The sequence below is a fragment of the Microbacterium sp. LWH7-1.2 genome (genome assembly GCF_038397755.1).
Classification (GTDB): Bacteria; Actinomycetota; Actinomycetes; order Actinomycetales; family Microbacteriaceae; genus Microbacterium.
Map to the genome: position 1 here is coordinate 2,403,819 of NZ_CP151637.1, position 14,020 is coordinate 2,417,838.

A 14,020-nucleotide genomic window follows, 5' to 3' on the forward strand; every position below is an offset into this window, starting at 1 on the left:
GTGGCCGCGACGGAGGGGGTGTGCCCATGGCCGAGACCGTCACCGCTGTGCTCCGCCTCGTCGCCGAGCTGCTCGCCTCCGCGCTGCGCCCCTCGGCCGACCTGCTCGGCTCGGTCGCGCGATCACTGTCGGAGATCGCTCCCGCGCCTCATCCTGAGGCCGGCGCGCTCGTGATCGCGGTCGCCGTCGTCGCAACGCTCGCCGCAGCGCTGTACCTCGCCACGACGGTCGCGTGGACGCTGGTGCAGCGGCTCGTGCTGCGGAGGGTCTATCCGCTCGCGACGGCGTGAGGCCGCAGCATCCGTCCGGATCAGCCCGCCGGGTCGTCGCGCGCGTGGAGCAGACCGCTCACCGCACCGAGCACCGCGCCCGCGAGCGTGTCGACGACGCGCTCCGTCGCCACCGCGACCGTGTCGACCGCTCCGGTCGCCGCTCCCGTGAGCAGAAGCACGAGCGGCGTGATGAAGACGAGGGCGAGAGCGTAATTGCGCACGACGAACAGCTCGATCGTGAACTGCAGCCCGCCCAGGAGCAGCGCGAGCCACAGCGCCGGGATCGGCAGCGGAGCCAGGAGCAGGTAGACGCCGACGCCGAGGATCGTGCCGATCATGCGATGCAGACCGCGGATGAACGCGGCCCGCCGGTCGGCGGCGACGCCCACGACGGCGATCGCGGCACCCACGATCCAGTACGCACGGTCCGGGTCGACCAACAGTCCCACGCCGATCCCGACCACCGTCACGAGCGCGACTCGGGCCACGAGCAGCCGCTCAGCCGGCGGCCACGACGGGCCGGGCAGCACCTCACGCAGCGGCCGCGCGGCGCGCCGACGCCGGCTTCGCAGCATCAGCGGAGCCAACGACACGAGCGAGGAGAACAGGATGCCGCAGGCCACCGCAGCGACGTAGGTGGCAGCATCCGCTCCCGAGGCGACGATGTGCGCCGACAGCCCGTACACGAGCACGACGAAGAGGGGACCGGGCGGACCGACCGCGAAGCCGAACATCGCCACCGCCGCGGTGATCGCGACCACCGCGAGCCCCACCAGCGTCGCCACCGGAGACGGACCCGCGAGGGCGCCCAGCACCGCCGCCAGGACGAGCCCACCGGCGACGAAGGGCACGACGCGCGCCCGCTCGCGCACCGGGAGATGCGTGCCGTACAGCGCGACGAACGCGCCCGTCGCCGCCTGGAAGCCGAGGTCGGGACGCCCGAGCAGGGTCATCGCGGCGATCGGCACCGCCATCGCGATCGCTGCGCGCAGGCCGATCGCCCACCTCGGTGCCGGCGCGGGAGCGAGGCGGAACAGACTCGTCGCCGCGTGGCGCAGGTCGGCTGCGAACCTCCGGCCGGCGCTGCGGTGCGGCATCCGTGCTCCCGTCAGACCGCCGGACGCTCGGCGCGCGCCGGCTCCGAGAGCAGCTGGTCGAGGAGGGCGAGCGCCGCGTCCTGCGGAGCGTCGGGGTCGAGCAGCCACTGGGTCTGCAGACCGTCGGATGCTGCGATCACCAGCGCTGCGGTGGCCATCGGGTCGACGTCGGCCCGGATGCGGCCGGTGCGCTGATTGTGCCGCACGCGTTCGGCGATCTCGGCACGCACGCGCACGAAGCGCTCCGTCGCGAACGCGCGAGCGGCGGGGTGCCCCTCTTCCAGGGCCGAGGCGACGAGCGACGAGTACAGCTGCACGAGGCCCTGCACCTCGTGGTTCGCGTCACTCCACCGGCGAAGGAGCTCGGTGGGCGTCACATCGAGCGGAGCGGGCTCCCAGTCGTCGCCGCGCGCCTCGGACTGCCGGTAGACGGCGATCAGGAGCTCCTCGAGCGACCCGAAGTAGTGCTTCAGCGCGGCGTGAGTCACGCCGACCTCCTCGGCGATGGCCCGCAGGCTGGTGCGGTCCGAGCCGCGCTTGGCGAACACCTCGATGGCGCGGTCGAGGATCTCCTGGCGACGGGCGACGCCCTTCGCGTACGACCCGCGCGGGGTCGTCTGATGCTCGTCGTCGGCCATCCCACCATGTTATCGAAGTAAAACCTCCACCTGGAGGTTTTCGTGGTACCGTTTCCAGCAGCGCGGCGAGTCCGCCCGCGCTCGCCACCCCAGACAGACCTGTCGAAGCAGACACCGAAGGAGCGCGACCGATGCCGGTCCAGACATCCATCCAGCTGTTCACCGTCCGCGAGGCTCTCGAGTCCGACCTCGAAGGCACCCTGGCCGAGCTCGCATCGCGCGGCTTCACCGCCGCCGAGCCCTACGACTTCGTGCACCGGGCCGAGCCGCTCGCGGCCGCACTGAAGGCGACCGGCATCGCCGCGCCGACCGGCCACGCGTTCCTCGCCTCGACGTCGTTCGTCAATCCCGACGGTACGACGACGACCCGCGCGGTTCCCGCTCCCGAGGCCGTCTTCGACGCCGCCGAGACCCTCGGCATGACGACGGTCATCGAGCCCTACACCGACCCCACCCTCTGGCAGAGCCGGGAGCAGATCGCCGACATCGCCCAGCAGCTGAACGCTGCGGCCGAGCTCGGCGCCGCCCGCGGCATCCGTGTCGGCTACCACAACCACGCGCACGAGCTCGAGGCGACGTTCGACGGCAAGACCGGCCTCGAACTCCTCGCCGACCTGCTCGACGAGCGCGTCGTGCTCGAGATCGACCTGTACTGGGCGGCCCGCGCCGGCGTCGACTCGCCGGCCCTCCTGCGCACCCTCGGCGACCGCGTGATCGCCGTCCACGTCAAGGACGGCACGCTCGAGGCCGAGGCCGTCGCCGCCTACCCGCCGGCCGACCAGGTCCCCGCCGGCCAGGGCGTCGTGCCGCTCGCCGAGGCGATCGCGGCGGCGCCGGCCCTCGAGGTCGCGATCGTCGAGTTCGATCACTTCACCGGCGGCGACCTGTTCGACGCGGTCGAGCAGAGCCGCGTCTTCCTCGACGAGACGCTCAGCGAGAAGGCAGCCGTCTGATGGCCACGTCTACCTCCGGAGCCCTCGGCGTCGGCATCATCGGCGCGGGCAACATCAGCGACCAGTACCTGACGCACCTGTCGAGCTTCCCCGACGTGCGGGTCATCGCGATCGGCGACGTACTCGAGGACCGCGCCAAGGCGCAGGCCGAGAAGTACGGCGTGCCGCACGCCGGCGGCGTGGATGTCGTGCTGAACGACCCCGACGTCGACATCGTCGTGAACCTCACGATCCCGGCCGTGCACGTCGAGGTGTCGGAGGCGATCATCGCCGCGGGCAAGCACGTGTGGACCGAGAAGCCCATCGGCATCGACCGCGAGGAGTCGGCGCGACTGCTCAAGACGGCGGATGCCGCGGGCCTGCGCGTCGGCGTCGCTCCTGACACCGTGCTCGGCCCGGGCGTGCAGACGGCCAAGCGCGCGATCGCTCGCGGCGACATCGGCCGCCCGCTGTTCGCGACGACGACGTTCCAGTGGCAGGGCCCCGAGCTCTGGCACCCGAACCCCGCCTTCCTCTACGCCAAGGGCGCCGGCCCTCTGCTCGACATGGGTCCGTACTACGTCTCCACGCTCGTGCACGTGTTCGGTCCGGTCGCGTCGGTCGCGGCTCTCGGGCTCCAGGGCGTCCCGACCCGCACCGTCAAGTCCGGCGAGCTCGCCGGCCAGGAGTTCCCGGTCGAGATCCCGTCGACGCTGTCGGTGCTGATGGACTTCGAGCAGGGCGGTCAGGCGCAGAGCCTGTACAGCACCGACTCGCCCCTCAAGCGCCACGGCATCGTCGAGATCAACGGCACCGAGGGCACCATCGTGATCCCCGACCCGAACATGTTCGGCGGCGACATCTCGATCATCCGTCCGCTCACCGACGCGACGGTGAGCGAGCAGGAGATCCTCGAGGTGCCCCAGGAGGGCGTGCTCGCCGGCCGCGGCCTGGGCCTGCTCGACATGGCACGCTCGATCCGCGACGGTCGCCCGCACATCGCCACCGGCGAGTTCGGCTACCACGTGCTCGACACCCTGCTGTCGATCGAAGAGGCGGCCGCGTCGCGCACCTACGTCGACGTCCAGAGCACCCTCGGCGAGGTCGGCTCGCTCCCCGCGGACTTCGACCCGCTGGCCGCGACGCTCTGATCCGACGCCGGCGCGCTCGAAGGCCCCCTGCCGCACAGCAGGGGGCCTTCGAGCGTTGAGGAGACGGATGCCTCCCCCCGGCGCCTCAACGATCCATCTCACGTCCGACGCGAAAGCGGCGACGTCGAACTGGACATGGCGGCTGCTCGAGCTCGCGGGCAGTCACCGCACGCCGCTCCGCGGAGTCGTACCCGGGCTGTGCTTCGCTGCGCGCCGCGTCGGCGCGCTTCTCGTGCACAGCAGCCGCTCTTGCTCGTCGACGTCGGGGGCCGCGCGTCGCACGCTCGGCCTCACGCTGCTCGTCCCGGATGCCGCGGGCCGCGGCATCCGGGATCCTCCCGTCACCGCAGCGGCGAATTGCCCTTGAACGCGGGCGACCAGTGGCCGAGCGCCTTGCCCTTCGCCGTGCCGTTCACCGCGGACTGGGTCTGCGCGAAGATGAGCGTCGCGTGCGCGGCCGCGTCGGCCAGCTGCTCGAGGAGCACCGGGTCGATGTTGTCTATGTCGTCGCACGCCTGGTGGTAGCACGGGTCGAACGCCACGCCCGCCGTTCCGCCGAACTTCACCGCCTGGTCCGCCGTCTTGATGTCCTCGGCGCCGGAGAACAGACCGCCCGCGGGGATGCCTGCCCCGATGAACGCGAAGTAGTCGCTGCGCCCATCGAACGCCGTCGGCTCGGTGGCCAGGTCCTCCGCGGCAAACCACTCCTCGAACACGCCCTCGACGACGTCGGAGCCGTTGGGACCGGTGGTGCCGAAGCCGTTACCGTCGCCGTCGTAGATGAACCGCCCGCCGTTCGGCGAGCCGAGCATGTCGAAGTTCAGGTTGACGGCGTGGTTCTTGATGTCGGTCTTGCTCAGCTGCGACACGTAGTAGTTCGACCCGTTCAGGCCGTCCTCCTCACCGCCCCAGAAGGCGAAGCGCACGCGGTTCTCGGGTTCGATGCCCAGCGCAGCCATCTGGAGCGCCGTCTCGAGGAGGGTCGCCGTGCCTGAGCCGTTGTCATTGATGCCGGGGCCTTCAGGAACCGAGTCGAGGTGGGCGCCGACGACGACGGTGCGGTCCGTCCGGCCGGCCGGGGTGTCGGCCAGCAGGTTCCAGGTGTCGATCGTGGTGGCATTCGTGACCACCGCGATCTCCATCACCAGTCCCGCGGTTCCGACGAGCTGCTGACCGACCTCGAACGAGGTGCTGACCACGGGGACGGGATCGGCGGTCCAGTCGGCGCTGCCGAGCGTTCCACCGAAGACACCGAAACGGTCGTCACTGGGGTCGACGTTGCCCTGATTGAAGATGATGACGCCCACCGCGCCTTCGGCGACGGCGTTGGCCGCCTTCACGCTGAAGTCGCACGAGCCGCGCTGAAGGAGTGCGATGGACCCCTCGACGAAGTTCGCGAAGTCGGTCGTCTCGCAGCCGCTCGTCGACGCGCGGTCACCGGCGAGATTGACGTCGACCGCCTGCACCGGCGCCTCGACCACCCCGTCTCCGGAGAACTCCATGGGGTAGAACTCGTCGAGGAAGTCGTACGACACCGTTCCCGGGGCCGTCTGCGCGAGGGTCGATCCTTCGTAGTCGACGAGGTCGTACGAGAACGCCTGGCGCTGAGTGAGGTACCCCGCGGCCTGCAGCGTCGACTCGACGTACTCGAGCGAGGCCAGATAGCCGCTGGTTCCGGCTGCGCGGGTGCCGCCGTTGGCGTCCGCGATATCTTGCAGCGCTTGCAGGTGGGTCTCGAGGCCCGTAGCCGTCACGGCGTCGGTCAGTGCCGTGGTGTCGGTGGGCGGGGCTGCCAGCGCCGGGGCGCTGACGGTCGCGACGGTCAGGCCGCCGACGATGAGGGCAGACGCGGCGATCGTGGCGCTGCGTCGATTTCTTTGGGTCACTGCTGCTCCTCAGGGGTTTCGGGAGTTGCGAGGTGCCGGCGCCGATGGCGACGCCTGAGCGGGAACCTACAACTCTCCGAAGCCCCTGGGAAGAGCCCCGGCGACCGCGCGCTCAGTTGCCGAAGAGGTCGCCGATGCCGGGGAGCTCGAAGTTCGAGAGTTGGTCGCCGAAGCCCGACAGCGACTCGCCGGCGCCCGAGACCCGATCGCCCGCGCCGCCGAGCTCCGCGCCGCCCGCGAGGGCGTCGAGGTCGATGCCTCCCGCGATGGCGTCGAAGTCGATGCCCGAGGCGACGACATGCAGCCTGGGCCGGACCGCGCCCGGTCACCGCGCGGACGGCGGCACTCTCAGCAGATTGATCGATTCCGCTACAGGCGGCCGACCGTCTCGATGTCCTCGAGGAAGTCGGCGGCGACCTGGGCCGAGACCGTGGCGCGGGTGCCGGCGATCGCGGCGGTGTAGTCGTCCATGAACGGCCCCTCGGGCTCGGACGAACCCGAGTCCACAGCGTTCTCGAGGGCCGACTGCGACGCCTTCCGCGCGGCGAACTCGATGTCGGCGGGCGAGAAGCCGTCGGTCATCGCGACCAGCTCCGGCACGTCGATCCCCACGGCGGCCTCCGGGATGTACCGGCGCCAGATCGCATCGCGGGCCTGCTGGTCGGGAAGGCCGATCGGGATCACGTAGTCGAAACGACCGTGCCGGAGGAACGCGGCATCCAGCGACCTGATGAAGTTCGTCGCGCAGATCAGGAGGCGTCCCGGCTGCTCGCGGAAGGCCGGAATGATCTTGAGCAGCTCGTTCGTGACGCCCTGCGTGGGCGACGGCGGCTCGCCCTGGCGGTGCGAGGCGATCTCCTCGACCTCGTCGATGAAGACCACGGCGTGCTCGAGCTCGGCGATGGTCGCGAATGTCTCGCGCAACGCACCCGCCAACCCGCCGGGGTGGGCCGCGAGGCGCGACGGGAACACCTCGACGAACGACCACTCCAGGCGCGAGGCGATCGCCTTCGCGAACGTCGTCTTGCCGGTTCCGGGCGGTCCGAACAGAACGATCGCGCGCGGCGGCACCACCCCGAACCGCTCCGCGAGCTCCGACTGCGCGAGCGGCAGCACCACCCGCCGCTCGAGCAGCTCCTTCTCGGTGTTCATGCCGCCGACCGCGTCCCACAGCCCGCGGGGCAGCACGCGCCCGCCGAGCTCGGCGAGGCGCTTGAGCTCCTCACGCTGCACGGGGATATGCCGCTCGAAGTAGTGCAGGTCCCGCATCAATTCGAAGCCCTGGTGCAGGAACGCGCCCATCCGGGTCTCGGCGGCCGGCATGAGGGCGGAGAGTTTGGAGATGCCCTGCGGTGCCATGCGCGCCTCCAGCGCGGCGAGGAGGGAGGAGCCGATGCCCACGCCCCGCACGTGCGAGGCGGTGGCGAGGAACACCACCCAGCCCTGCGCGTGCGCGGCCCGGCCGATCGCCGCGCCGACGACCTGCTCGCCGACGACGGCGACCACGGCGTGGTCCTTCGCGCAGGAGGCGAGCACCTCGGAGAGGCTGTACACCGGCTCGACGCCCTCGGCGGTGACCTGCTCCCAGAGCCGGAGGATGCCGTCGACGTCGTCGGCGTGATAGTCACGGATGCGCCAGCCTGCCATGGCCCGGGCTCCCTTCGGTGCGAGGTGGGTCGCCTCAGGCTAGCCGAGGAGCGGTCTCTGGTTCGCCTGCTGGACGAGGTACTCCTCGCGCGCCCGCCGGGTGGATTCGAGGGTGGAGACCTCGGGCACCGGCACGTCCCACCAGCCGGCCCCGTCGGGCGCGTAGATGAGCGGGTCGCTGTTGATGTGGATGAAGGTCGACCGATCGGATGCCTTCGCCTGTGCGACGGCCGCCTTGAGGTCGTCGATGGCGGAGGCGCCGGGCTCGATCTCGATGACGTCGAGGCCGTAGCTGCGCGCATTCATGGCGAGGTCGACCGGGAGGATCTTCTCGCCCTGGAAGTTGCGGGCCTCGCTGTCGTACTCGCGGTACCTGGTGCCGAAGCGCTCCGAGCCGACCGTCTCCGACAGGTGGCCGATGGAGGCGAAGCCGTGGTTCTGGATGAGCACGACGATGAGCTTGATGCCCTCGGCGACCGCGGTGACGAGCTCGGTGTTGAGCATCAGGTACGAGCCGTCGCCGACCATGACGATGACGTCGCGGTCGTCGCCGTCGGCGAGCAGGCCGCGCTTCGCGCCGAGTCCCCCGGCGATCTCGTAGCCCATGCACGAGAACGCGTACTCGACGTGGTACCCGAGCGGATCACGCACGCGCCACAGCTTGTGCAGATCTCCCGGGAGCGACCCGGCGGCCTGCACGATGACATCCTCGGGCGCGCTCGTCGACTGGACAGCGCCGACGATCTCGGGCTGGCCGGGCAGCGCGAGCCCCGAGGGGGCGAACGCAGCATCGACCGCAGCATCCCATTCCGCTTTCTCGCGCGCGATGCGCTCGCGGTACTCGGGGCTGACCTCGAAGCCCTCCAGCTCGATGGCGAGCTCGGCGAGAGCCTCGCGGGCGTCGGCGATCACGGGAAGCTGCGAGCCGTGCTTGTACGCGTCGAAGGACGCGATGTTGATGTTCACGAACACGACGTCGGGGTTCTGGAACGCCGTGCGAGACGCCGTCGTGAAGTCGCTGTAGCGCGTGCCGATGCCGATGATGACGTCGGCCGCGGCCGCGAGGCGGTTGGCGGCGAGCGTGCCGGTCGCGCCCACGCCGCCGACGTTCTGCGGGTGGTCCCAGTTCAGGGCACCGCCGCCGGCCTGCGTGGTGCCGACCGGGATGCCGGTGGCTTCGACGAGCTCGCGGAGCCGGTCCTCGGCGCCGGAGTAGATGACGCCACCGCCGGCCACGATGACGGGGTTCTTCGCACCACGGATCGCCGCGACTGCGCGGGCGAGCGGCCCGCGCTCGGGCAGCGGGCGGCGGATGTGCCACTCGCGGTCCTGCAGGAACTCCACCGGAACGTCGAGCGCCTCGGCCTGCACGTCCTCGGGGAGCGCGATGGTGACGGCTCCCGTCTCGGCCGGGTCGGTGAGCGCGCGCATCGCCGCCAGCGCGATCGAGAAGAGCTGCTCGGGGCGATGCACGCGGTCGAAGAAGCGCGACAGCGGGCGGAAGGCGTCCGTCACCTGCAGGCCGATGTCCCACGGCTGCTCGAGCTGCTGCAGCACCGGGTCGGCGACACGCGTCGCGAACGTGTCGCTCGGCAGGAGCAGGGCCGGCAGCCGGTTCGTCGTCGCGAGGGCCGCAGCGGTGAGCATGTTCGCCGCCCCGGGGCCGACGGAGGCGGCCGACGCGTAGGTGCCGCGGCGGCGGTGCATGCGCGCATAGCCGACGGCCTGGTGCACCATCGCCTGCTCGTTTCGTGCCTGGTAGTACGGCATCAGGTCGGGGTTCTGGACGTTGACCTGCTTCAGCGCCTGCCCGATCCCGGCCACGTTGCCGTGACCGAAGATGCCGAGCATGCCCGGGATCGTCCGCTCGCGGATGTCGCCGTCCACGGTCCACTGGTGCGCCAGGAACTCTACGAGCGCCTGGCTCACCGTCATCCGTCTGGTCCCGCCCATCAGCGGCCGCCTTCCTTGTCGCTCGTGTACGGCAGTCGCTCGTCGAAGCTCTGCCCGGTCCAGGTGTCGCGCACCCAAGCATGCGCGGGGTCGTCGCTGATCAGCCACTCCCGCTCGGGGTCGGGGCCGGCCATGACGTTGAGGTAGTACAGGTCGTAACCGGGCGCCGCGACGGCGGGGCCGTGGTAGCCGAAGGGCACGAGCGCGATGTCGCCGGTGCGCACCATGGCGTTGATCTCGATCTCGCCCGCCGGGGATGAGTAGGTGCTGAACATGCCGAACGCGGCCTCGGCCGCAGCATCCGATCCCGACACCGGCGCCGTCTCGAAGTAGTAGATCTCCTCGAGGCGCGACTCGTGCCCTGGCACGTGCTCGTCGTGCTTGTGCGGCGGGTACGACGACCAGTTCTCGGCCGGCGTGATGACCTCGCACACGATGAGACGGGCGGCGTCGAGCGCCTGCGGCGTGCCGAAGTTGTGCACCTGCCGGCTCGAGCGACCGGCACCGCGCAGCTCGACCGGCGTCTCGGACGCGGGGATGTACTGCCACTCGCGCGCCCCGCTCGTCGGCGCCTCGGCGATCGCGACGCGCCCCTGGCCGCGGACCTCGGCGGTCGTGCCTGCGGGGAGGTAGAGCACGTCCGTCGGGCCGTCGAACACCGAAGCCCGGCCGTGCAGACGGGTCTCCCACTCACCCGGGAAGTGGCGGTGCACCACCTGGAACGATCCGGCGAGCGGGACGATGATCCGCTCGACGCCACGCTCGTCGAGGGTCAGGTGCTCCCCGTCAGAGAGGGTCCCCACGCGGATGCCGGTGTGCTCCCACCCGGGAGTCGCCCCGTCGACGACGCTCTCCCAGCCGTCACGGGCGAGGTCGCCTCGGCGGTGGAACCAGCGCTGGTCCGAAGTGCTCATCTCGTGCTCTCGTGTGTCGATTCTGCGGGACGGATGCTGCGGCGCACGGGGCGTTTCGACTCGCTTCGCTCGCTCAACGACCGAGGGTCGGGTCAGTTGTTCTGGGGGAAGCCGAGGTTGATGCCGCCGTGGCTGGCGGGGTCGGCCCAGCGGCTGGTGATGGCTTTCTCGCGGGTGAAGAAGTCGAACCCGTGCACGCCGTAGGCTTTCGCGTCGCCGAACAGGGAGGCCTTCCAGCCGCCGAAGGAGTGGTACGCGACCGGGACCGGGATGGGCACGTTGATGCCGATCATGCCGACCTGCACCTCGTTCTGGAACCGGCGGGCCGCGCCGCCGTCGTTGGTGAAGATCGCGGTGCCGTTGCCGAACCGGCCGGAGTTGATCAGCTCCAGCCCCTCGTCGTAGGACTGCACGCGGACCACGGACAGCACCGGTCCGAAGATCTCCTCCCGGTACGCCTTGCTGGTGGTGGGGATGTCATCGATCAGGGTGGGGCCGAAGAAGAACCCGTCCTCGTGCCCGGCCACCGTGCAGTCGCGGCCGTCGACGACGATGGTGGCGCCATCGGCTTCGGCGATGTCGACATACTCGGAGACCTTGTTCCGGTGGAGGTCGGTGATCAGCGGTCCCATGTCGGGCTCGACACCGTCCACCCCCGCCCCGTTGCCGATCGTGAGCCGGCTGATCCGGTCGGTGATCTTGCCGATGAGGTCGTCGGCGACCGGTTCCACGGCGAGCACGACCGAGATGGCCATGCAGCGTTCCCCGGCGGCACCGTACCCGGCGTTCACGGCCTGGTCGGCGACCAGGTCCAGATCGGCGTCGGGGAGCACCAGCATGTGGTTCTTCGCACCACCCAGCGCCTGCACCCGCTTGCCATGCTTCGACGCGGTCTCGTAGATGTACTGCGCGATCGGGGTGGACCCGACGAAGCTGATCGACTGCACCACCGGGCTGGTGAGCAGCCCGTCCACGGCGAGCTTGTCGCCCTGCAGCACCGTGAACACCCCGTCCGGCAGGCCCGCTTCCTGCCACGCCGCGGCCAGCCACAACGCCGCCGACGGGTCCTTCTCACTGGGCTTGAGGACCACCGCGTTGCCCGCGGCGATCGCGATCGGCACGAACCACAACGGCACCATCACCGGGAAGTTGAACGGGCTGATCACCCCCACCACCCCCAGCGGCTGCTTCAGCGAGTACACATCGATCCCGGTCGACGCGTTCTCACTGAACGCGCCCTTGATCAGATGCGGGAACCCGCACGCCAGCTCCACCACCTCCTGACCGCGCAGGATCTCCCCCATCGCGTCCGAGAGCACCTTGCCGTGCTCCGCCGTCACGATCTCCGCCAACTCCCGCTTGCGGGCGTTCAGGATCTCCCGGAACGCGAACACCACGCTCTGCCGCCTCGCGATCGAGTACTGGCTCCACACCTGGTAGCCGGCCTCGGCCGACGCGATCGCCGCACCGATCTCCACCTCATCCGCCAACGCCACCCGCGCCGACACAACACCGGTCGCCGGGTTGAACACCGGCGCCGTCCGACCCGACGACGACCCACGCTCCGCCCCATCGATCCAATGCGAGACGACACGGACGTCGGCATCCATGCCGGTCGTGGCGACTGAAATGTCGGTGATGCTCATAGGAGTTCCTTCGTCGGGTTCAGAGGTCGGTGTGGACGAGGCCGGCCGCGGTGTCCACGGCGGCGGCGACGTCGTCGTCGGGCGGGTAGAGAAGAGTGCGTCCCACGGTCAGCCCGCGCACGCCCGGGAGCGACAGTGCGTCCTCCCAGGCGGCGAACGTCTCGTCGGGGTCGACGCCGGCGTCGCCGCCGAGCAGCAGCGTCGGCATGGTCGTGGCGGCCATCACCCGTTCCATGTCGTCGACGACCGGCAGCTTCATCCAGGTGTAGGCGCTGGCGGCCCCGAGACCGGATGCGATCGCGATCGACAGGATCACGGCATCCGTCGAAAGGTCGTTGACGATGCGCCCGTCGACGCGGCTGCTGAGGAACGGCTCGAGCATGATGGGCAGGCCTGCGGCCGATGCCTGGGTGACGGCATCCGTCATCGCGGTGAGCGTCGAGACGGTGCCGGGGTCGTCCAGGTCGACGCGCACGAGGGTCTTCGCGAAGTCGATGCCAGACGCGACCATGGTGGCAACGTCGTAGGCGGTCATGCGGTCGTCCATCTCGAACGACGCGCCGCGCAGGCCCCCGCGATTCATGGACCCGACGACGATCTTGTCGTCGAGCAGGCCCAGCGTCGCGAGGTCGTCGATGATGTCGGGCGTTCCCAGCACGCCGTCGACACCGGGGCGGCTGAGCGCCGTCGCCAGGCGGTCGAGAAGTCCGTACCGGTCGCCCATCGCCATCGGGTTCGACCCGACCCCGAGCGCGCCACGGGCGGGGTGGTCGGCGGCGACGATGAAGAGGCGTCCGTCGCCCCGCAGCACCTCACGTCGGCGGCGGTCCGCCAGCGCCGCGCCGATGGTGGCGGGCTGCGTGGCACGGATGTCGCGGAGGCGCGCGAAGTCGTCCGCAGTGAGGAACTGCGTCATCGGGACACTCCCGTCTCGAGGATCGCAGCCACCTCGGCCTCGGTGGGCATCGCCGTCGAGCACTCCAGGCGCGAGGCGACGATCGCGCCGGCGACGTTCGCGAAGCGGAGGATGCGCTCGAGGTCCCACCCGGCGAGCAGCCCGTGGCACAGCGCGCCACCGAAGGCGTCACCCGCGCCCAGCCCGTTCACCACGTCGACCCGGTACGGCGGCACGACGACCGACTCGTCGCGAGTCTTGGCGAGCACGCCCTTGGGCCCCTGCTTCACGATCGCGAGCTCGACGCCGCGCTCCAGCAGCGCATCGGCGGCGCGCTCAGGCTCGGTTTCGCCCACGGCGACCTCGCACTCCTCGCGGTTGCCGACGGCCACCGTCGCGTGCTCGAGCACTGCCGCCACCTGGACACCCGCCTCGGCCGGGTCGGCCCAGAACATCGGACGGTAGTCGAGGTCGAACACGGTGTGCCCCGCGGTACGCGCCTGCAGCGCGGCGTGATGCGCCGCACGGCTCGGCTCCTGGCTGAGCCCGGTCGCCGTGAACCAGAAGATGCGCGCCGAGCGGACCGCCTCGAGGTCGAGGTCGGCGGGCGCCACGTCGAGGTCGGGCGCCTTCGGCTCGCGGTAGAAGTACAGCGGGAAGTCGTCCGGCGGGAAGATCTCGCAGAAGGTGACCGGAGTCTTCAGCGCGGGGTTCACACCCACGTAGCGGTTGTCGACGCCGAGACGCTCCAGCTCGGCGAGCAGATAACGACCGAACGGGTCCTCGCCGACACCGGCGATCAGCGCGACACGGCGACCGTGCCGTGCGGCGGCCACGCTGACGTTCGCAGCGCTGCCACCGAGGAACTTGCCGAACGTCTGCACCTCTTCGAGCCCGACTCCGGACTGGAGCGGGTAGATGTCGACGCCCAGCCGTCCGAAGGCCAGGACGTCGAGGGGAGAAGTGTTCTCGGTCATACTCCGCTGTAC

General features: G+C 70.6%; 13 protein-coding genes. 4 read left to right on the plus strand and 9 right to left on the minus strand.

Features of this window, described 5'->3' with window-relative positions:
• The first annotated feature begins 26 nt into the window (after nucleotides 1–26).
• Nucleotides 27–290 (plus strand): hypothetical protein, encoded by a 264-nt coding sequence (locus tag MRBLWH7_RS11210; RefSeq protein WP_341994453.1) that lies wholly within the window; start codon nucleotides 27–29, stop codon nucleotides 288–290.
• Nucleotides 291–310: 20 nt separating this feature from the next.
• On the opposite strand, the gene MRBLWH7_RS11215 is transcribed toward MRBLWH7_RS11210, so the two are convergent.
• On the minus strand, nucleotides 311–1,369 hold the full coding sequence (locus MRBLWH7_RS11215; protein WP_341994455.1) for an FUSC family protein: 1,059 nt from the start codon (nucleotides 1,367–1,369) through the stop codon (nucleotides 311–313).
• 11 nt (nucleotides 1,370–1,380) lie between these two features.
• Nucleotides 1,381–2,007 (minus strand): TetR/AcrR family transcriptional regulator, encoded by a 627-nt coding sequence (locus MRBLWH7_RS11220; protein ID WP_341994457.1) that lies wholly within the window; start codon nucleotides 2,005–2,007, stop codon nucleotides 1,381–1,383.
• Nucleotides 2,008–2,138: 131 nt separating this feature from the next.
• Between MRBLWH7_RS11220 and MRBLWH7_RS11225 the strand changes: the two genes are divergently transcribed.
• From MRBLWH7_RS11225 to MRBLWH7_RS11235, 3 genes are all read left to right on the plus strand, one after another.
• Complete coding sequence (locus MRBLWH7_RS11225; RefSeq protein ID WP_341994459.1) at nucleotides 2,139–2,960, plus strand: sugar phosphate isomerase/epimerase; 822 nt, start codon at nucleotides 2,139–2,141, stop codon at nucleotides 2,958–2,960.
• Nucleotides 2,960–4,090 carry a Gfo/Idh/MocA family oxidoreductase gene (locus MRBLWH7_RS11230; protein WP_341994461.1) on the plus strand — a complete coding sequence of 377 codons (1,131 nt, stop codon included), beginning with the start codon at nucleotides 2,960–2,962 and terminating at the stop codon, nucleotides 4,088–4,090. Before MRBLWH7_RS11225 ends, MRBLWH7_RS11230 begins: the two co-directional genes overlap by 1 nt.
• Nucleotides 4,091–4,157: 67 nt before the next feature.
• Entirely contained in the window at nucleotides 4,158–4,457 is a 300-nt protein-coding gene (locus MRBLWH7_RS11235) for a hypothetical protein (RefSeq protein ID WP_341994462.1), read from the plus strand.
• On the opposite strand, the gene MRBLWH7_RS11240 is transcribed toward MRBLWH7_RS11235, so the two are convergent.
• From MRBLWH7_RS11240 to iolC, 7 genes are all read right to left on the minus strand, one after another.
• Nucleotides 4,432–5,976 (minus strand): M20/M25/M40 family metallo-hydrolase, encoded by a 1,545-nt coding sequence (locus tag MRBLWH7_RS11240; protein WP_341994463.1) that lies wholly within the window; start codon nucleotides 5,974–5,976, stop codon nucleotides 4,432–4,434. The genes MRBLWH7_RS11235 and MRBLWH7_RS11240 overlap by 26 nt on opposite strands.
• A gap of 369 nt (nucleotides 5,977–6,345) precedes the next feature.
• Nucleotides 6,346–7,623: a GNAT family N-acetyltransferase gene (locus tag MRBLWH7_RS11245; RefSeq protein WP_341994464.1), complete on the minus strand. Its 1,278-nt coding sequence runs from the start codon at nucleotides 7,621–7,623 to the stop codon at nucleotides 6,346–6,348.
• Nucleotides 7,624–7,662: 39 nt separating this feature from the next.
• On the minus strand, nucleotides 7,663–9,576 hold the full coding sequence (gene iolD / locus MRBLWH7_RS11250; RefSeq protein WP_341994465.1) for a 3D-(3,5/4)-trihydroxycyclohexane-1,2-dione acylhydrolase (decyclizing): 1,914 nt from the start codon (nucleotides 9,574–9,576) through the stop codon (nucleotides 7,663–7,665).
• A complete protein-coding gene (gene iolB / locus MRBLWH7_RS11255; RefSeq protein ID WP_341994467.1) occupies nucleotides 9,576–10,490 on the minus strand; it encodes a 5-deoxy-glucuronate isomerase in 915 nt (304 codons plus the stop codon). Before iolB ends, iolD begins: the two co-directional genes overlap by 1 nt.
• A gap of 92 nt (nucleotides 10,491–10,582) precedes the next feature.
• Complete coding sequence (locus MRBLWH7_RS11260) at nucleotides 10,583–12,136, minus strand: CoA-acylating methylmalonate-semialdehyde dehydrogenase (RefSeq protein WP_341994469.1); 1,554 nt, start codon at nucleotides 12,134–12,136, stop codon at nucleotides 10,583–10,585.
• Nucleotides 12,137–12,155: 19 nt separating this feature from the next.
• On the minus strand, nucleotides 12,156–13,052 hold the full coding sequence (locus tag MRBLWH7_RS11265) for a deoxyribose-phosphate aldolase (RefSeq protein WP_341994471.1): 897 nt from the start codon (nucleotides 13,050–13,052) through the stop codon (nucleotides 12,156–12,158).
• Nucleotides 13,049–14,008: a 5-dehydro-2-deoxygluconokinase gene (gene iolC, locus MRBLWH7_RS11270; protein ID WP_341994473.1), complete on the minus strand. Its 960-nt coding sequence runs from the start codon at nucleotides 14,006–14,008 to the stop codon at nucleotides 13,049–13,051. The genes MRBLWH7_RS11265 and iolC overlap by 4 nt, the downstream gene beginning before the upstream one ends.
• Nucleotides 14,009–14,020: the final 12 nt, after the last annotated feature.